Here is an 18,901-nt window from a genome sequence, read left to right as displayed (position 1 = left end):
CGCGCCGAGGTCCACCGCCCATGCGGCCCCGCAGTCCCGCCGCCTAGCTTTGCGATGGCTGGACCAGCGTGGCAAGCCAGGCGAGCAGCTCGTCGTTGAAGAAGAAGCGGCGGATGCCGTCCTCGACCTCGGGGGGGTTGGCGGATTGCAGGCTGCCGACCACTGCAATCATCGCGCCCTGTGCCGACAAATCAGCCGCAAGAGCAGTACGTTCGGCGCGGTTCAGCGCGGCGTCAAAGACCGCAAGCCCGATATGCGACAGGCATGGCAGCATCTCGCGCGCCTCGGCCACGCTGGAGATCGCCACGACGCGGATGTCGTTGAACATCTCTTCCAGCGAGAAGGTGAGATCCACGGAAAGATAGGGGTCGTGGGCCACAACAAGGCAATCCGTCGCACGCAGCATGGTCGCCTCCAACAAAGCTGACGCCTCTATGCAACCAAATGCGACGCCGCGCATTTAACTGTGACATAGCAACAGATCTTTCCGGGATGAATCGGACATGACGGTCACCAGATGCGACACCTGCCCGCTGCGCAGCATGGAAATCTTCGTTCCGTTTGATCCACAAGAACTTGAATTCATGCTGAAATTCAAAAGCGGCGAGCTGGTGGTCGATCGCGGCACGACGATCCTGATCGAAGGATCGAAAAGCCCGCAGCTTTTTACCGTGCTGCGCGGCATGGCGACACGTTACAAGACATTGGAAGACGGCAGCCGACAGGTGATCAACTTTGCCATGCCGGGCGATTTCCTGGGCTTGCAGGCAGGCGTCATTGGCGCGATGCGCCATTCCGTCGAGGCATCGACTGACATGGTGCTGTGCGTCTTCAAGCGCGAGGAGATCTGGTCGGTCTTCCGCAACCACCCCTCGCGCGCCTTCGACCTGACCTGGATTTCCGCCGTCGAAGAGCATTTCCTGGGTGAGACGGTCGCCACTCTGGGCCAGCGCGACGGATTGCAGCGGGTGGCTTGGGCGCTGTTCCGGCTGTTCAAACGGCTGCGGGCGGTGAAGCTGGGCACGAAGGATACGGTGCCGCTGCCGTTCCGCCAGCAGGATCTGGCCGATGCGCTGGGCCTTTCACTGGTGCATACGAACAAGACCCTGGCCGAACTGCGCCAGCGCAAGATCGCCAATTGGGCGCGCGGCGTGCTTGAGGTGATGGACGCGGACCAGTTGCAGGCCGTCGCAATGATCGAGGAGCCGAAGGAGGAGCGGCGCCCGCTGATGTAGGGGAGAGGACTGCCGCTAGCCGTTCTCGGCACCGCCGCGGACAAGACGGCGATGGGTGGCCGCCCGGCCGAATTCGGGCAGCATGAGGCGGGTAAAGGCCATGCGGGTGATCAGGACGTCACTGTCCTCGAGACGCATATGATAGACGGCATCCGACCAGTCCGGCCCATAGCTTCCGCCCATATCCTGCCGCCAGCGCACCCAGACCCGCGATCCGGCGCCGGGCAGGTCGATTGCCACCACGCGCGGCACCAGCGCCTTGATGCTGGCCGCCTGCAGCGCGGTGCGATGACGATGCAAATGCACGATAAGCGCGCTGCGATCCGTTATGGTCAGACGGGTGCCGCCCAGATCGACCTCAAGCGGATAGGCATAGAATTCGCACAGGGAATCGTAGCTGGCTGCCATGAGCGCCCGGCCCCGCCATTCGAAGTGTTTTTGATAGAAACGGAACATGCCCCTACGATCCAACATGCTGAAGAGGCACCGCCTAAGGCGCGACACGCGCTCGCCCTAACAAAAAACGACCAAATACGGTGAAATTACGACACCATGTCGGGTATGCGCAGTACGCATAACACAAACTTGCCTGTCACACGCGGCGGTTGCACGAACCTTGCGGGAAGGGGTCAGTTCGGCCCGATGACAGGGGCAAGGCTCTCCACCAGGGCGACGAGACGCGGCAGGCAAACCGTGGTCAGGTCATAGCGCTGGATCACCGTGTGCCGGGCGGCTTCGCGCAAGGGGGCGAAGCGGGCGGGGTCTTCAAGCGCCGCGATCAGAGTGTCCGACCAGGCGGGGATGTCGAAGAAATCGACCAGAAGCCCGTTCTCGCCATGGCGGATCACTTCTTCCACCGGGGCCACACGGCTGCCCACGACCAGCGCGCCCGCGGCCATCGCCTCGACCATCGACCAGGACAGGACGAAGGGATAGGTCAGATAGGCGTGAACGCGGCTGATCTGCATGAGGCGGGTGAAATCCGCATAGGGCAGCTTGCCCGCGAAATGGACGCGGGACAGGTCGATCCGGTCGCGCACTTCGTTCAGGAAGATCTGTTTCCAGCCCTTGCCGTTCTTCGGCGCGGCACCATAGCTGACCTCGTCGCCGCCCACAATGACGACACGGGCCTCGGGCCGCGCCTTGAGCACGGCGGGCAGGGCGCGCAGGAAGATATGGTAGCCGCGATAGGGTTCGAGGTTGCGGTTCACGAAGGTCAGCACCTCGTCCCCCGCACGCAGTGTCGGGCCGCCCGGCAGGGTCAGTTCGGCCTGCGGGTCAGGCCGCAGCGCCCGCGTATCGACCCCGTCGAAAATCACGTCGATCATCGCGCGCAGGGCGGGCGGATAGGTCGAGGCCTGCCAATGGGTCGGCGACAGGCCCCGGTCGGCATGGGTCAGCGCCTGGCCCAGATGGGCAGTGCGGCCTTGGGCGATCATCACCTGGTCAAAGCTGGCCGGGTTGAATTCAGGGTCGAAGCCAACATCTGCCCCGCGGCCCTTGTAGTAGAACTCGGCGTAGACCAGAAGGTTCGCCTCGGGCCAGACTTCCTTGAGGAACAGGGTCTCGCCCCAGCCGGAATGGCCGACGATCACGTCGGGGACATAGCCTTCGCGATCGCGCAGTTGCAGGCAAGCACGGGCGACGGTCACGCCGCGGTCGGACATGGTGGTGTAGTTGCGCCCCAGCCGGGTGGCGACGGGATCGACCTTTTCCGGCTGGTGCTTGTAGCGCCAGGTCTGGATCGCGGTCTGGCGCTGGTTGACCGCATCGGTAAGCGCACGGCAGTCATGCCCGCGCGCAGCCAAGGCGGGCGCGAGATGCAGGAACTGGCCGGGAAAGTTCTGGTGGACGAAGAGGATCTTCATCTGCCCTCTGCCCTAGCCGGCCGTGCCGAAGGCGGCCTTCATCAATGCTTTGGTATAATCGGTCGCGGGCCGGGCGAAGACCTGCTCGACAGAGCCTTCCTCGACCACATCGCCCGCCTTCATCACCATCACCTTATGTGACATGGCCCGGATCACGCGCAGGTCATGGCTGATGAAGATGAAGGCCAGGCCCCATTTCGCCTGAAGATTGCGCAGAAGGTCGACGATCTGGACCTGCACCGTCATGTCGAGGGCCGAGGTGGGTTCATCCAGCACGACGAGATTCGGGCGCAGGATCATGGCGCGGGCGATGGCGATGCGCTGGCGCTGGCCACCCGAAAACTCGTGCGGGTATCGGCCCATCATGGCGGGGTCTAGGCCCACTTCGGCCATGATCTCGGCCACCATCTCGCGCCGGTTGCGACCGGGTTCGACGCCATGGACACCCAGCCCCTCGGCAATGATCTCTTCGGCCGTCATGCGCGGCGAGAGACTGCCGAACGGGTCCTGAAAGACAATCTGCATATGGCGGCGCAGTGCGCGCATCGCCTTGCGCCCCCGGGCGCGCAACAGCGCCTCCAGCCCGGCTTCGGCGACATCGCCCAAGGTATCGGCTTCGGAAAGGCCGCCCGAACTGCGGACCGCCGCCTCGCTGTGGACCTGATCGAGCCGGGTGATGTCGCGGCCGAAGAACACGATCTTGCCCTGTGAGGGGATCAGCCGCATCAACGCGAGCGCCAGCGTCGTCTTGCCCGAGCCGCTTTCACCGACAATGCCCAGGGTCTCGCCCGCGCGCAGAGAGAGCGTCGCCTCGTTCACAGCCTTCACATGGCCGACGGTGCGCTTCAGCAAGCCCTTGGTGATCGGAAACCAGATGCGCAGTTTCTCGGCTCGCACCACTTCGGGCGCATTGGCCGCCACCGGACGAGGTTGGCCCACAGCTTCGGCGGCGAGCAGTTTTCTTGTATAAGGGTGCTGAGGATCGGCGAAGACCTGGGTCGAAGGGCCGGTTTCCACGATCTCACCGCCCTGCATCACCGCCACGCGGTCGGCGATGCGGCGGACGATGTTCAGGTCATGGGTGATGAAGAGAAGCGACAGGCCTTCCGACCGCTTCAACTCGGCCAGAAGGTCAAGGATCTGGGCCTGGATCGTCACGTCCAGCGCGGTGGTCGGTTCATCCGCGATCAGAAGCTGCGGTTTGTTCGCCAGCGCCATGGCAATCATCACCCGCTGGCGCTGCCCGCCCGACAATTCATGCGGATAGGCGGTCAGACGGTTTTTCGCGTCGCGGATGCCGACCTTCTCCAGAAGGTCCAGCGCGCGGGCCATGGCGGCTTCACCAGTCAGGCCCTGATGCAGCGTCAGTGCCTCGGTGATCTGGCGGCCGATGACATGCAGCGGATTGAGCGAGGTCATCGGCTCTTGGAAGATGAAGCTGATGTCATTGCCGCGCACGCCGCGCAATTCGCGCTCGGACAGGCCGGCAAGATTGCGACCCTGCCAGTTGATCTGGCCCGAGACGCGGGCGCTGTCGGGCAGCAGACGCACGGTCGACAGGGCCGTGACCGATTTGCCCGATCCGCTTTCGCCGACCAAGGCCAGCGTCTCGCCCTTTTCCACCCGGAAAGAGACTCCCTTGACCGCTTCGATCACGCGGCCGTCCTGGGTGAAGGAGATCCGCAGGTCGCGGACATCAAGGAGGCTCATCTGAAGGTCTTCCGGGGATCGAAGGCGTCACGCACGCCTTCGAAGATGAAGATCAGCAGCGTCAACATGATGGCGAAGGTGAAGAAGGCGGTGAAGGCCAGATGCGGCGATTGCAGGTTGCCCTGGGCCTGGCGCGACAATTGCCCCAGCGAGGGCGCGTTGGCGGGCAGGCCGAAGCCCAGATAGTCAAGCCCGGCAAGCGAGCCGATGACACCGGTGACGATGAAGGGCAGGAACGTCAGTGTCGCGACCATGGCATTGGGCAGGATGTGGCGGAACATGATCTGCGTGTCCGACACGCCCAGCGCGCGGGCGGCGCGCACATATTCGAAATTGCGTGCCCGCAGGAACTCGGCCCGGACCACACCGACGAGCCCTGTCCAGCCAAAGGCGACCATTAGCACGACCAGAAGCCAGACCGATTTCGACAGGATCGAGGTCAGGATGATGATGATGTAAAGCTGTGGTGTCGCGCCCCAGATCTCGATCAGGCGCTGCATGACAAGATCGGTCATGCCGCCGAAATAGCCCTGCACCGCGCCCGCCGCGATGCCGACGACCGAGGTCAGAACCGTGACGACAAGCGCGAAGCTGACCGAAAGCCGGAACCCATAGATCACGCGGGCCAGCACGTCGCGCGACGTGTCGTCCGTGCCCAGCCAGTTTTGCGCCGTGATCGGGCCCGGCGCCACCCCGCCGGTGTTGACGATGGTGTTGTAGCTGTAGGGGATCGGTGCCCAGACCATCCAGCCCTTCTGGACGGGTTCGCCCTTGGCCGTGCCCTTGTCCTGCGCCTCGGCCATGATACCGTCAGGGTCGTCCCAGCAATCCAGCGATCCACCCGCGACGATCAGGCATTGCACCTCGGGCGTGGCATAATTCGCCTCGGTGCCCAGATCGCCACCGAAGGTCTTTTCAGAGTAGAAGTTCAGGAAGGGCATGTAATAGCCGTCCTGATACTTGACGAGAAGCGGCCGGTCATTGGCCAGAAGCTCGGCAAAAAGCGAAATGCCGTAGAGGACGACAAAGATAGCCAGCGACCAGACCGCGCGGCGGTTCTGCTTGAAATTGCGCCAGCGGCGCTGGTTCAGGGGGGACAGCGCCATCAGCCCCCCCGCTTTTCAAAGTCGATGCGTGGATCGACATAGACATACATCAGATCCGACACGATCCCCATCACCAGCCCGATCAGGCCAAAGGCGTAAAGCGTGCCGAAGATGATCGGATAGTCACGGTCAAGGATGGCACGGTACGAAAGCTGCCCCAGCCCGTCGAGCGAGAAGATCACCTCGATCAGCAGGGACGAGCCGAAGAAGACCGACAGGAACAGCGCCGGAAAGCCCGAGATCACCAGCAGCATCGCATTGCGGAAGACATGGCCGTACAGCACGCGGCCTTCGGACAGGCCCTTGGCGCGGGCGGTCATCACATATTGCTTGCGGATCTCGTCGAGGAAGCTGTTCTTCGTCAGCAGCGTCAATGTGGCGAAGCCCGAAATCAGCAGGGCCGAGACCGGCAGCACGATATGCCAGAGGTAATCGGCCACCTTGCCCACAAGGCTCAGGTTGTCCCAGTTTGACGAGGTCAGGCCGCGCAGCGGGAACCACTGGAAATAGGACCCGCCCGCAAAGAGCACCATCAAGAGGATGGCGAACAGGAAGGACGGGATCGAATAGGCCGCGATGATGATGCCAGAGGTCCAGGTGTCAAAGCGCGAACCGTCATGCACCGCCTTGCGGATGCCAAGCGGGATCGACACGAGATAGGAGATGAGCGTGGCCCAGAGGCCGAGCGTGATCGAGACCGGCATCTTGTCGAGGATCAGCCCAACCACGCTTTTGCCCTGGAAATAGCTGTCGCCGAAATCGAAGACCAGGAACTTGCCCATCATGATGAAGAAGCGTTCCAGCGCAGGGATCGGCTCTTCGTGGCATTCCGGTGCCTTCAGGCTGGGCGTTCCGGTGAAACCCGCATCGCAGACCACGCGCGAGAAGCCGAACTGGACCTTAAGCTTGGCCAGGAATTCGGGGGGCAGGCCGCGGGCACCGGCATAGCCCGCGCTGTCATCCTGCACGCCGCCGCCTTCGGTGCCCCCGATGGAATCGATCGCATCGCCGCCCCCCTCGAACCGGGCACGCACCTGGTCGATCGGGCCGCCGGGCACGAATTGCGTCAGCGCGAAATTGATCACCATGATCCCGATCAGCGTCGGGATCACGAGGAGAAGCCGGCGAAGGATATAGGCGCCCAAGGTTCGGTCTGCCCCCGCTAGGTCAGGACACGGTCACTTCAACGTGCCATTGGCGCGCAAAGCATCGGCCTTTTCGGGGTTGTACCACCAGAAGGCAAGCTCTCCTACCGCATAGGGGGGCAAGTTTTGCGGATGATCATACATGTTGTAATAGGCCACCCAGCTGTCGCGTTTGAAATAGCGCGGCACCACCACGTATTCCGACCGCAACACCCTGTCCAGCGCGCGGATGACATTCGTCAACTCTTCCCTGCTGGAGGCGCTGTCCACAAGGTCCAGAATCTTGTCGACCGCCGGATTGGCATAGCCCATGCGATTGCGACTGGAATTGTCCTTGGCGATCGAATCCCAGGCCTGTTTCAGCACGCCGCCGGGTTCCAGCCCGCCATTGACCACGGTGGTCGGCAGCGCGTCGAAATCGAAGCTGGGCGGGCTGGCGCGCTGTTGCAGCTGTGCGTCGTCAATCAGCTCGAAGCTGGCCTGCACGCCGATGGCCTTCAGGTTTTCCACATAGGCCAGCATCACCGGCAGAAGATCGGTCCTTGTGTGGATCATGTCCATCCGCAGCGGCTCACCCTTGGCATTGCGGCGGATTCCGTCGGCGCCGGCGACCCAGCCCGCTTCGTCTAAGAGCGCCGAGGCCTTGCGCAGGTTGCGGCGGTCCAGCGCATTCGCCTCGCTTGAGACCGAGCCCATCGGCACCTCATCCGTTAGGATGCTGGCAGGCAGCAGCCCTTCATCCACCAGGGGTTTGAGGATGGCGGCTTCCTCGGGCGTCGGCGTGCCAGTGGCGGCCATGTCCGAATTTTCCCAGATCGAATTCGTCCGGGCGAACAGCCCGTAGAAGATCGCCTTGTTGGTCCATTCGAAGTTGAACATCAGACCCAGCGCCTCGCGCACCTTCGGGTCCTGGAATTGCGGGCGGCGCAGGTTGAAGATGATCGATTCCCCGCCGGCGATGTTGCCGCTGGGAATGGTTTCCTTGACCACGCCGCCGGACTTGACCGAGGGGAAGTCGAACTCCTGCGCCCAGCGTTTCGGCAGGCTTTCGGTGCGGAAGGTGTAGACGCCAGCCTTGAACGCCTCGAAGGCCGCGTTGTCATCGGCGAAATATTCGATGCGGATGCGGTCGAAATTGTTCTGGCCGACGTTCAGCGGGTGCTTCTCTCCCCAGTATTTCGGGTTGCGCGCAAAGATCACCTGCTGGCCCGGGCGCATGCTTTCCAGCACATAGGGGCCGGTGCCGAGGAAGGGCTCGAGGCTCGATTTCTCAAGATCGCGGTTATGCTCTTCGTAATCCTTTTTGGAAAAGATCGGCCCGCTGCCGGCCTGGGCAGGCATGTCACGGAAGGGGGTGCCGGGGGTGAAGGTGAACTTGATGCGGTAGGGATCCAGCACCTCGACCGACTGGAACTTGCCGCCCGCGACGCTGCGATATTCCGGGATGCCCTTTTCCATGAACAGGTTGTGGCTAAAGAGCACGTCTTCCGCGGTCAGCGGCGAGCCGTCCGAGAAGGTCACGTCCTTGCGCAGGTTGAAGATCACCCAGCTGCGATCCTCGGGGTATTCCATCGTCGTGCACATCAGGCAATAGGCGGCGCTGACGTCATCCGCCGTGCCCGAGAGGATGGATTCGTAGAAGATCGAGGACAGGGCGGCGGCATTGCCCGCGATGGCATAGGGGTTGAAGCTGTCGAAGGTCCCCGAGGCCCATTCGCTGATCTCGCCCCCCTTGGGCGCATCGGGGTTCACATAGGGCAGATGGGCGAAGTCGGCGGGCAGCGCCAGGTCGCCGAAAGTCGAGATGCCATGCGCGACGATGATTTTCTGGTCGCCGCCCGGCGCCGTCGCCGCATCTGCCGCAGGGGCGGCGTCGGGCGCGGGGGTGGGGGTGTCCGTCGGGTCCTGAGCGCGGGCGACCCCGGACAATGCCAGGAGCAGCGCTCCGGCGAGAAACCCGCCCGTCAGTGCCGCGCACCCTTTCGCAGCCCGATCATCCTGGACCAGAACCCGCATATTCGCCGCCATCAAACCCCTCCGCCGCAAACTCGGTCGCAGTCTGTGATGCTAGAGCGCGGAATGTCGATGGAAAAGGCGCGAATGCGTGAGGGAAACGTGTCCTTGACCGCGCGGCAATCAAAAAGGCCGCGCCTTTCGGGCACGGCCTTGGCGTTCCGCAACGGGAATACCCTTAGGGGTGCTGGGTGAGGAAGGCGATCAGGTTCGCCCGATCCTCGGGCTTCGGCAGCCCTGCGAATTTCATCTTGGTGTCGGCGGCGAAAGCCTTGGGGTTTTCCAGGAAGTGGAACAGGGTTTCCGGATCCCAGACCGCCGGGTGATGCGCGGCCATCGAGTCGGAATAGGCGAAGCCCTCGACCGTGGCGATCGGGCGACCGACCACACCGTTCAGATGCGGGCCGGTGCCATCCTTGGCCTCGATGCTGTGGCACGCCTTGCACTTGCCAAAGACCTTTTCGCCCGCGGCGGCATCGCCCGCAGCCAGCACAGCGGGCACATCGATCGCCGGGCCTGCCTCGGCGGCCGGAGCAGCGGCACCGGTGTCGATCGTATAGGCCTGGGTGCTTTCGCCTTCGGCGCCATGGCCGCCCGAGCTCATCGCATAGATCGAGGTCGCGGCCCAGTTGCCCAGCAGGAACACCAGCAGCGCCCCGCAAACCGCCCCAACAGTCTTGGTCGCCGTCATCGTGTCGAACATGTCGCTTGCTTCCCTTGGCCGTCCGTCGCGGGGTTTCTATATGCTTCCCCCCATGTTGCGCAAGGTGTAGGAGCGCGACGAAACGCCCCTGCCGCCCTTTTCGGCAGGCCAAGGACGGAGCACCCGCGCATGACGGCCAAACCCGACGCCCCTTCCGCCGACAGCCCGGGCCGGATCGCCTTTCAGGGTGAGCCGGGCGCCTATTCGCATCAGGCCTGCGCCCAGGCCCGACCGGGCTGGGAGGTGGTGCCCTGCCAGACCTTCGAGGATGTGGTCGAGATGACGCGATCCGGCGAGGTGGAGCTGGGGATGTTGGCGGTCGAGAATTCGACCTATGGCCGTGTCGCCGATGTGCACAGCCTTCTGCCGCGTGCCGGCCTGCATATCGTGGACGAGGCCTTCGTCCGGGTGCATGTGAACCTGCTGGGCGTGAAGGGCGCGAAGCTGGAAGACGTGACCGAGGCGCATGGCCATGTGGTCATCCTGCCGCAATGCGCGGGCTTCCTGAAGGTGCACGGCATCAAGGGCAAAGTCTCGAGCGACAATGCCCGCGCCGCGCGCGAAGTCGCCGAGGCTGGGCTGAAAGAGCGGGCGGCTCTGGCCAGCGAACTTGCGGCCGAGATCTACGGCCTGGACGTGCTGGCCCGCCATATCGAGGATCACAAGAACAACACGACGCGTTTTCTGGTTATGTCGCGCGAGGCCGATCGCAGCCGCCGCGCCCAGGACATGATCACCACCTTCACCTTCCGGGTGCGCAATATTCCGGCGGCGCTGTACAAGGCGCTGGGCGGATTTGCCACCAACGGGGTGAACATGACCAAGCTGGAAAGCTATATGGTCGGCGGCAGCTTCACCGCGACGGAATTCTACGCCGATATCGAGGGCCATCCCGAAGACGCGGCCGTGGCCCGCGCGCTGGAGGAGCTGGGCTTCTTCACGACCGAGCTGAATATCCTGGGCGTCTATCCGGCCGATCGCAAGCGCTGAACCGCGGGCGCGCCCTCACCGCTGGCCGGGGTTGCGGAACTTGTCCTCGATCAACGTCGCCAGCTTGCCCGCGGCGCCGTCGATGCGTTTCTGCACCCGCCCCCGCGCCAGCCGCAAGGATTGCAGCATCAGCCGCGCGGCCAGCGTTTTCGGGCGCACTTCGCCCGCGATGGTCAGCCGCGTGCGGCGCGGCGACAGCGCCATAAACTCGACCCGCGCGTCGCCCGAGATGGCCTGGCCCTCGATCCCATAGGCCAGAAAACTGTCAGGCTGAGCATCGGCAACGCGCAGGGCCAGCTTGCGCGTCTTGCCGCGGAAGGAAAACTTCACCCGCCATCCCATGCCCGGCCCGTCCTGCTCCAGCTTGTCGCTGCGCTCGATCTCAGCCCCACGGCGCATCGCCATGCGCTCGAACTGAGCGAAATCCGACATTTGCGCATAGACGAAGTCCAGCGGGGCCTCGATATCCTGGCGGGTGGTCAATTTCATTCTGCGGCCTGTCCCCGTCGCTGCGCGCCCCTTGCGGGTGGATTCTGGTGTTGTCGGACCCGCCGCGGCAAAAGGATCACCGCCTGCACATCGGCCCAAGACAATCTTGCGTCAATCCAGCCGTCCGGCAAGCCAGTTCGCCATGAGGAATTGCGCGATGGCACCCTGACGCGGCGGGCGCATTCGGTCATGCCGCCCAGCAAAGACCTCGGCCAGATCCTCACGGCTGATCCAGAAGGCATCCTCGAGCTCGGCCGGGTCCAAGGTGATCGCCTCGTCCAGCGCCTCGGTTTTGCAAGCCAGCATCAGCGAGGCCGGGAAGGGCCAGGGCTGACTGGCGACATAGGAGACGGCACCGCAGGCCACGCCGGTTTCCTCGGCCACTTCGCGGCGGACGGCGGCTTCCATGGTCTCACCCGGCTCGATGAAGCCGGCGAGGCAGGAATACATCTTCTCGGGCCAGCCCGGACTGCGCCCCATCAGGGCGCGGTTGCCGGACGTGACCAGCATGATCACCACCGGATCGGTGCGCGGGAAATGCTGGCTGTTGCAGGCGGGGCAACGCCGGTGCCAGCCCGCCGCCTCGGGCAGCGAAGCCGCGCCGCAGACCGCGCAGAAGGCGTGGCTGCGATGCCATTCGACCAGCGCTTTGGCCATGGCGGCCAGCTCACCCTCGACCGGTGTCAGAAGCATCAGTGCCTGGCGGAGATCGGCGAAGGCCTGGGTCTCGGGCAGGGCAGGATGGGTCTGGCGCCCGGCATCGAAGGGATTCGCTCCGGCAGCGACCGGCGCCTCGGGCTGCCACTGTGACAGATCAGCGGCAAAGCGGCCCCGGCCTTCGACGTCCAGTCCCAGAAAGATCGGTGCCGCCGCGCCGTCGATCACGGCATGATCGCTGGCGACCCACACCAGCCCGGTCGCGGACAGGGCAGGACTTCCGCGCCAGAAGGGCAGGACAAGCCCTGCCGCCCAGAGCCTGGCCTGTGCCGCAGCATCGCCCCGCAGGGCCTGCCCGCGGTCAAGTCCGCCATCGCCTGCAAAGGCCAGATTGCGCCTATCCTGCATCCTGCCGCCATCCCCTTGCCGTGGCCCGCAGGCCGCGCCCGGGCCATCCGGCCCGCCGCTTGAGCCCCGCGTTCGCCGCATCTTCCTGCCATGTCGGCCCGCGCGGCGAAAGCCCGGCTGGAAGGGCGATGCGCGCTTTCGTGCGAAACGCAACCGTTAGATGAAAAGCATTGGAATACCGCGCATTTTCCTTGCCCCTCGCGCGAAGCAATGACAACCTTGGGCTGTTTCCAGTAGGATGCCTTGTGACCGTAGGCTCCAAGGCAAGAATTAGCCCCGCCGGGGCACCGTGAGTTTCGCGATGACGCAGGACAACCCGTACGCATCTCGGCCCCAGCCCCTCAGGCCGGCCAAGTCCACAACGCCCTCAACCGCCCCTCTTCACCATTTGCGGCTTCTGGCCACGACCGATCTGCATTCGCAGCTTCTTTCCTTTGACTATGCCACAAACAGCCCGCAATTTGGCATGGGCCTTGCCCAGACTGCCAGCTTGATCGCCGCAGCCCGGGCCGAATCGCCGGCCGCGATCCTGCTTGACAACGGCGACTTCCTTCAGGGTTCGGCCATGGCCGAATTTGCGGCTTCGGGGCGGCGGCGACGACGGGCACATCCGGCCGTCGTGGCGTTCAATACCCTGGGTTACGATGCCGTCGCCCTGGGCAATCACGAATTCAACTATGGTCTCGCACGGCTGCGGGCCGCGCTGACCACGGCGCGCTTTCCGCTGCTGTCGGCCAATGTAGCCCTGACGCTGGGCGAGACGCCGCCGCGCGACCGGCTGCTGGTGCAGCCCTATGCGCTGATCCCGCGCGAGCTGCTGGGCAGCGACGGTCGGCGGCGGCGCATTCTGGTTGGCGTTCTTGGCCTGACCCCGCCCCAGATCCTGAACTGGGATCATGGTCATCTGGCAGGACGGCTGGAAGTTCGCCCGATGCTTGAGGCGGCCCAGGCCTGGGCGCGAGAGATGCGTCAGACTGGAGCCCAGCTTGTCGTCTGCCTGGCCCATAGCGGCATCGGCACCCCGACGCAGGACCATCCCGACGAGGCTCTGGCCACCGAGATTGCGGCCCTGCCCGAGATTGACGTGGTCATCGCAGGTCACAGCCATCAGGTCTTTCCCAACGGCCAACCAAGTTCCGACCCGCGCGTCGATGCCCAGCGCGGGCGGCTAGCGGGCAAGCCTGCCGTACAGCCGGGCCATTCGGGCAGCCATCTGGGCATTGTCGATCTAGCGCTTGTCCCCAATGCCGCGGGCGGTTGGCAGGTGACCGCCGCGCAATCGCGCTGCCAGAGCACCTCGGAAGTGCTGGCCGGATTGCCACCGACGACCATCCGTCAAAATGCCCTGCCGCTGCGCCGTGCGCTCGAGGCCGACCACCGCTCGGTCCTGGGCTGGACGCGGCTGGTGATCGGGCACAGCCGCATCGCATTGTCGACCCAGTTCGCGCTGGCCGCCGATGTACAGGCGATGCGGCTTGTCGCGGCCGCCAAGCGTGACCATGTGGCGCGCATGTTGCAGGGTCGGCCCGAAGCCGACCTGCCGATCCTCGCCTCGGTCACGCCTTTCCGCGTGGGTGGACGAGGTGGGCCGCTGAACTTTACCGACATACCGGCGGGCGTACTGTCGATCCGGCATGTCTTCGACCTTTACCCCTTTCCCAATGCCATCGCGGCGACGCTGATCACCGGCGCGGAGATCCTGTCCCGCCTTGAACTGGCGACAAATCTCTTTCATCAGGTCCTGCCCGGCCAGGCCGACCAGCCGCTGATCGATGCCGCGCTGTCGAGCTATGGCTTTGAATCGATTCCGGGCCTCAGCTACCAGATCGACCTGTCACGCCCGCGCGGCCAGCCGGGCCGCATCCGCGATCTGAAGCTGGACGGTCGCCCCCTGTCGCCGCGCGCGCGGCTGGTGCTGGCGACGAACAGCTATCAGATCGGCCGGTTGGGCCCGCTGGCGGGCGAGACGCTGCTGGCCGCCGGACCGCTGGTGACGACGGTGCTGACCGATTATCTTCGCGCGACGGGCGAGGTTGCCGCCGAAACCGGGCCGGGCTGGTCCTTCACTCCGGTGCCGGGGGCATCGGTGCTGCTCGATGCCGGGGCGGGGGCGCTGGACCATCAGGGCGAAGTGAAGCATCTGTCGCCGGAAGCCATCGGGATCAGCGAAGAAGGCTTTCACCGCTTTCGCCTGCGGCTGTGATCCGCTAAGCCGCCCGGGCAGCACCGCAGGCACAAGGCAGGACAGTCATGTCGACCCCGATCTATGAGGCCCTTCTCTTCGATCTCGACGGCACGCTGATCGACACCGAAGCGCTGGCGCTGCGCACTGGCCTTGCCGCCTTTGCCGATGCGGGGCATCCGGTTGAAATCGACCTTCTGCACCGGCTGGTCGGGCGCGATGAACCGACCTCAGAAGAGATCCTGCGCGCGGCTTTGCCCGCGGCGGATCTGGGCGCGATTCGCGCCGCATGGGGCACGGCTTTCGCCGCGGCGGTGGAAGACGGCCTGCCGCTGAAACCCGGCGCTACAGAATTGCTGGACGCGACCGATGGCCGCCGCCGGGCCATCGTCACCTCAACCGGGCGCCCCGGCGCACATCGCAAGCTGGCGATTGCAGGCATTGCCCGGCGCTTCGAACTGGTGATCTCGCTGGATGACGTGACCGCGCCCAAGCCCGACCCCGCCCCCTATCTGCTTGCGGCCGAGCGGCTGGGCCTGTCCCCCCGCGCCTGCCTGGTCTTCGAGGACAGCGACACCGGCGCCGAAGCCGCGCGGCGCGCGGGGTGTACCGTTGTGCAGGTGCCCGATCAGGGCGAGGTGACGGGCCTGCACGCCCATCACCTCGCCGCCGACCTGATGGAAGGCGCCCGCATGGCAGGCCTGATCGACTGAGCCCGCCTACAGCGCCGCCACCTGTGCGGGGTCCAAAAGCCAGGGCGCGAGGATGCCGCATGTATCGGCAAGGGGCAGCAGCGTGTCAGGCACATCCATGCCGATCTGGTCGCGCATGAAGCGTGCCCGCACCTCAATCCGCCGCGCGACATTGGGAAACCGCGCGGTCAGTTCAGCCCGCAGGTCGTCATCCGCCAGCACATAACCATCCTCCATCCGGGTCGAGCCATAGATGGTGTGGCCGGGGATCACATCCATCTGCATCGCCATGCCCGAGGCGAGCGAAATGTCCGACCCCTCGTAGATCGGCGAGGAAACCCATTCCTCAAGCCCGATCAGATGGCCCGGGTTCAGGCTGATGCCAAAGGTCTCGTAAGGCAGAATCTCCTGCATCCGCGCCCAGACCGCGCCGCCCGCCACACCGGGCCGCATCAGACCGCACCAGTCCGACATGGCGGCCAGATAGGGCAGGACAAAGGCCTCGAAATAGTCGCCCGCCGCGACTGGCAGGTCCTCGGCACCACGCGCCAGCCAGCCAGCCCGGCAGATGTTCGCTCCCCAATGGGCGATATTGAAGCTGACGGGCTGGCCCAGCTCCAACCGCTCGCCACTTGGCCCCGACAGGCCCAGATGGGCGCGCGCGCCGGTGGCGAATGTGGCATGGCAGCCCAGCGGCAACCCGCCGATCCGTGCCGCCTCGATGGCGGCGAAATCAGTCATGCCTTCGCGAAAGGCAAAGACCATCCGCTTCAGCGCCGCCGCCGCCATGTGGTTGGCGAATTCCAGCCGGGCGATGTCGGCCGCGCCGATCCGCGCGCGCAGGCCATGGCCCGGATGCTGGAACAGATCGGTCGCATTCTCGGCCCGGCCCGCCCGCGCCCGCAGCGGATCGGCCAGAAAGGCCGGAACGTCCAGTGCAGTGGCGGGATCGTCCACCTCGTCCGGCCCGAACCATTTCCACCCGGCCACACCGATCCTGGCCCCGCGCGGCACCAGCGGCGCCAGCAGATCTGAAAGCCGCGCCCCGCCCCGCGGCTGCGAGGGCAGCGACAGGCTGGCGCAATGGACGGGCCGCACATGGCCCGCCTGCACCAGCGGCGACACCTCGGTCCAGGCCAGGCATTCGTTGCCGGCCAGAAGATGCGCCGCATCCGGCCCGATCACCAGCACCGCCTCTTCGAAACGCGGATCGAAACCGGTCAGCCAGTGCAGGTTGGCCGCATGTTCACGGTCGCCATAGACCACCAGCGCAGCATGGCCTCGCGCCGTCATCGCCACGCGCGTGGCCGCCAGCCGCGCCTCGGCTTCTGCCAGAGTGAAGCCCGGCGGCAGGTCGGGCGTGCCGCCTTCGGGCCAGTCCATCCGCATCAACCGGGTCATCGCCGCCCACCCTTCCTCTCCACCGCGCGCGGGGGGTGCCGCATCACCGCCGCGGCCCTTGGCCTCCCGTGCCTTGTGCCAAGCCTATGCCCCCTGGCCGCGCACGCATAGCCCCCCGCGCGCAGAGCGGCGCGCTTGCGAATCCTCGCGCCCGCGCCTATATGGGCCGCGAGAGGTTGGCGCGGGCGAGCGCCTCGCCAACCCGGTCAGGTCCGGAAGGAAGCAGCCGTAACGAGATCCGTTTGGGTCGCTGTCCAGCCTCTCACCTTCGCCCCGCTCTCAGCCCGGGCGCATCCGGGGGATCGCACCCCTTCCCTATCCTTGCCGCTCAATCCCGCTCGGCCTCCAGCACCAGCGGGCCCTCCAGCACCAGCCGCACCTGCCCCCGGCCCGCGCGTTCCAGCCGAAGGGCGGCGCCCTTTTCCTCCAGTCGGCGACGCAGCAGCAGAAGCCGGGTCTCCAGATTGTCCTTGATATCGGGCATCCTGGCCCCCAGAGCCAGCCGCAGCTCGCGGTTGCTGAACACATTGCGGCCCTCGGCCTGATGCCAATGCAACATCTGCCGCAGCAACAGCCCGGCAACGCCCTTGATCACATAGACTCCGTCGACGAAAACGCTGTCGTCAAAGCGGTGGTGCACGACGCGGATGCCGCGGCCGACCCCCGGCTTGGCGGCACCGACCGGGAGGGCGGCCCGTTCGGTATCCGCCTCGCGCTCCACCGCCCGCAGCGCACCCGCCGCCTGTGCGGCAAGGATCTGAAGCACAGCCTCATCCTCGTCTCGGAATGCCAGCCGTGCCGTGCTTTCCGCAAAAAGCACCCCCGCAAGCCCACCCCGCGCCAGCATCGGCAGGGCGATCTGGCTCATGGTGCCGGGCAGGACAGGGAAAGCCACGCTGCGGCTGGCATTTTCGGCCTCGTCGGCCTCAAGCCCCATCGCGGCGCCCAAGCGGCGTACGCGGCTCATGTCGCTGACCTTGATCGTCACGCCGCTGACGGCCGCCTCGCCGATCAGCCCCTCGTCCATCGCCACTTCAGAGCCCAGCCCCGAACGCGCATAGCCCATGCTGCCCATGGTGATCAGAACCCCGCGCGGCACGTCGGGCACCAGCACCAGGGCATGATCGCAGCCCAGGATCTGCCGCACCGCCGCCAGAAGGCTGTCGATGACCCCCTCGGCACTGACCTGCCGTTCGATCGCCGCCACCGCCCCCGCCAGCGCCATGAGGTCCGGCGCGGGACGGACGACCGGGGTTGTGCCACCGGGCGAGGGCACGGCGGCAATTGTGTGGACGCGGAAGATGTCGGCGCTGCGCAAACGCATCACCTCTGCCATGCCGACCTGGGCGCTGCTCGCCTTGAGCTGGCGCGCGATCCGCCCGAACAGCGGTCCGGCATCGACAGAACGGACAAAGCTGATGTCAAGCTGGTACTGCGCGCCGGTCAGCCCGTCGACCAGGATCAGCAGGACCTGCGGATTGGCCCGCACATTCGCCGCCGTCTTGGCGAAGAACTGGTTCGACAGCGCGACATGATCGTCATCCACCCGAACCACATGCGACAGATAGGACACATTCGGCATCCCATCCGCCGCCGCCGTGGCAATGATCGAGGGGATGACTCCTTCGAAACAGGTGGCAAGATCGGCCAGGCGCAGGCTCATGGCGTATCGGCCCCCGCCCGCATCCCGGCCTGCGGCCCGGGCGTCTGCACATAGATTTCGGTGATCTCCAACACCGCGACCCGCGCGCCCTGCTCGGTCAGCCAGGGCGCGATCACCGCCGGGTCGACACCCAGCGCGGCAAGCTCGCCAGTCGCGCGGGCCATGAAGTCCTTGGCCCTGTCCAGATCCCCTGCCGCAGTCTCGCGCAGCGTCGCACGGCCCTTGATCTGGAAGCTCACATAATCCGAGGGGCTGACAAAGGTCGCGGCCAGCTTGCCGCCCTCGGCAATGGCGGCCTCGAGTCGAGGCCATTGCCAGGCCGAGAAGATGACCTCGATCGCCTCGCGCCCCGGCAGCAGCCGAAAGCCGATGCCGCGCCCGGCGCCGGGCCGCCCCTCGCGATCCGCCGCCGCCAGGATGCACATCAGGGGCCGGTCGAAAAAGCTGGCCAGGCTGTCGTCGATCCGCACGCCGCACCTTCCCCGCCGGCTTCTTCTCTCCTTCTTAGCAAGCTTTTAGGATTCCCGCACCGCCTTGCAGGTTCATTTAGGAAGCGCTGCGGTCGCCCCCTGCTATCATCCCCCGGCACTTTCCCCGCATCCCGGGGCCTGCACCCGAAACCCCGATCCCGATCCACCG

17 protein-coding genes and 1 other RNA gene are annotated in these 18,901 nt (G+C 65.5%); 5 read left to right on the top strand and 13 right to left on the bottom strand.

The window, feature by feature from the left end; translation table 11 throughout:
* Positions 1–43 precede the first annotated feature (43 nt).
* The gene (locus ACED67_RS06755) at positions 44–406 is read right to left on the bottom strand and encodes a hypothetical protein (protein ID WP_395540813.1); all 363 of its coding nucleotides are present in this window, start codon (positions 404–406) and stop codon (positions 44–46) included.
* A gap of 97 nt (positions 407–503) precedes the next feature.
* On the opposite strand from ACED67_RS06755, the gene ACED67_RS06750 reads away from it, so the two are divergent.
* Positions 504–1,235: a Crp/Fnr family transcriptional regulator gene (locus ACED67_RS06750; RefSeq protein ID WP_395540812.1), complete on the top strand. Its 732-nt coding sequence runs from the start codon at positions 504–506 to the stop codon at positions 1,233–1,235.
* A 15-nt stretch (positions 1,236–1,250) separates the two neighbouring features.
* Here the strand turns inward: ACED67_RS06750 and ACED67_RS06745 are convergent, their stop codons facing one another.
* The 7 genes from ACED67_RS06745 to ACED67_RS06715 all read right to left on the bottom strand — a co-directional run bounded on the left by ACED67_RS06745 (position 1,251) and on the right by ACED67_RS06715 (position 9,780).
* On the bottom strand, positions 1,251–1,643 hold the full coding sequence (locus tag ACED67_RS06745; RefSeq protein WP_395540811.1) for a hypothetical protein: 393 nt from the start codon (positions 1,641–1,643) through the stop codon (positions 1,251–1,253).
* Positions 1,644–1,864: 221 nt separating this feature from the next.
* On the bottom strand, positions 1,865–3,103 hold the full coding sequence (locus ACED67_RS06740) for a glycosyltransferase family 4 protein (RefSeq protein WP_395540810.1): 1,239 nt from the start codon (positions 3,101–3,103) through the stop codon (positions 1,865–1,867).
* A 12-nt stretch (positions 3,104–3,115) separates the two neighbouring features.
* Positions 3,116–4,813, bottom strand: a complete 1,698-nt coding sequence (locus tag ACED67_RS06735; RefSeq protein ID WP_395540809.1) for an ABC transporter ATP-binding protein — start codon at positions 4,811–4,813, stop codon at positions 3,116–3,118.
* Positions 4,810–5,919 (bottom strand): ABC transporter permease, encoded by a 1,110-nt coding sequence (locus ACED67_RS06730; protein ID WP_395540808.1) that lies wholly within the window; start codon positions 5,917–5,919, stop codon positions 4,810–4,812. Before ACED67_RS06730 ends, ACED67_RS06735 begins: the two co-directional genes overlap by 4 nt.
* A complete protein-coding gene (locus ACED67_RS06725; RefSeq protein ID WP_395540807.1) occupies positions 5,919–7,064 on the bottom strand; it encodes a microcin C ABC transporter permease YejB in 1,146 nt (381 codons plus the stop codon). Before ACED67_RS06725 ends, ACED67_RS06730 begins: the two co-directional genes overlap by 1 nt.
* 33 nt (positions 7,065–7,097) lie before the next feature.
* Positions 7,098–9,092, bottom strand: coding sequence for an extracellular solute-binding protein (locus tag ACED67_RS06720; RefSeq protein WP_395540806.1), 1,995 nt, complete (start codon positions 9,090–9,092; stop codon positions 7,098–7,100).
* Positions 9,093–9,255: 163 nt separating this feature from the next.
* A complete protein-coding gene (locus ACED67_RS06715; RefSeq protein WP_395540805.1) occupies positions 9,256–9,780 on the bottom strand; it encodes a c-type cytochrome in 525 nt (174 codons plus the stop codon).
* 129 nt (positions 9,781–9,909) lie between these two features.
* Here ACED67_RS06715 and ACED67_RS06710 point away from each other — a divergent pair, with 129 nt between their 5' ends.
* The gene (locus ACED67_RS06710; protein ID WP_395540804.1) at positions 9,910–10,770 is read left to right on the top strand and encodes a prephenate dehydratase; all 861 of its coding nucleotides are present in this window, start codon (positions 9,910–9,912) and stop codon (positions 10,768–10,770) included.
* 15 nt (positions 10,771–10,785) lie between these two features.
* Here the strand turns inward: ACED67_RS06710 and ACED67_RS06705 are convergent, their stop codons facing one another.
* On the bottom strand, positions 10,786–11,259 hold the full coding sequence (locus ACED67_RS06705) for an SRPBCC family protein (RefSeq protein WP_395540803.1): 474 nt from the start codon (positions 11,257–11,259) through the stop codon (positions 10,786–10,788).
* 111 nt (positions 11,260–11,370) lie between these two features.
* Entirely contained in the window at positions 11,371–12,324 is a 954-nt protein-coding gene (nudC, locus tag ACED67_RS06700) for an NAD(+) diphosphatase (protein WP_395540802.1), read from the bottom strand.
* A 301-nt stretch (positions 12,325–12,625) separates the two neighbouring features.
* On the opposite strand from nudC, the gene ACED67_RS06695 reads away from it, so the two are divergent.
* Both ACED67_RS06695 and ACED67_RS06690 read left to right on the top strand, forming a co-directional pair.
* Entirely contained in the window at positions 12,626–14,527 is a 1,902-nt protein-coding gene (locus ACED67_RS06695; RefSeq protein ID WP_395540801.1) for a 5'-nucleotidase C-terminal domain-containing protein, read from the top strand.
* Positions 14,528–14,574: 47 nt separating this feature from the next.
* The gene (locus ACED67_RS06690; RefSeq protein WP_395540800.1) at positions 14,575–15,219 is read left to right on the top strand and encodes an HAD family hydrolase; all 645 of its coding nucleotides are present in this window, start codon (positions 14,575–14,577) and stop codon (positions 15,217–15,219) included.
* 6 nt (positions 15,220–15,225) lie between these two features.
* On the opposite strand, the gene ACED67_RS06685 is transcribed toward ACED67_RS06690, so the two are convergent.
* The gene (locus tag ACED67_RS06685; RefSeq protein WP_395540799.1) at positions 15,226–16,599 is read right to left on the bottom strand and encodes a hypothetical protein; all 1,374 of its coding nucleotides are present in this window, start codon (positions 16,597–16,599) and stop codon (positions 15,226–15,228) included.
* 170 nt (positions 16,600–16,769) lie between these two features.
* Between ACED67_RS06685 and ffs the strand changes: the two genes are divergently transcribed.
* Positions 16,770–16,866: signal recognition particle sRNA small type (ffs, locus tag ACED67_RS06680), an RNA gene on the top strand.
* Positions 16,867–16,927: 61 nt separating this feature from the next.
* Here the strand turns inward: ffs and ACED67_RS06675 are convergent.
* Both ACED67_RS06675 and ACED67_RS06670 read right to left on the bottom strand, forming a co-directional pair.
* Complete coding sequence (locus ACED67_RS06675) at positions 16,928–18,262, bottom strand: GAF domain-containing protein (RefSeq protein ID WP_395540798.1); 1,335 nt, start codon at positions 18,260–18,262, stop codon at positions 16,928–16,930.
* Positions 18,259–18,732 (bottom strand): pyridoxamine 5'-phosphate oxidase family protein, encoded by a 474-nt coding sequence (locus tag ACED67_RS06670; RefSeq protein ID WP_395540797.1) that lies wholly within the window; start codon positions 18,730–18,732, stop codon positions 18,259–18,261. Before ACED67_RS06670 ends, ACED67_RS06675 begins: the two co-directional genes overlap by 4 nt.
* Positions 18,733–18,901: the final 169 nt, after the last annotated feature.

This window comes from Neotabrizicola paludis (assembly GCF_044142105.1).
Taxonomy (GTDB): Bacteria; Pseudomonadota; Alphaproteobacteria; order Rhodobacterales; family Rhodobacteraceae; genus Pseudogemmobacter.
Note: the sequence above shows the minus strand (reverse complement) of the source record. Positions and strands in the feature narration are given on the sequence as shown.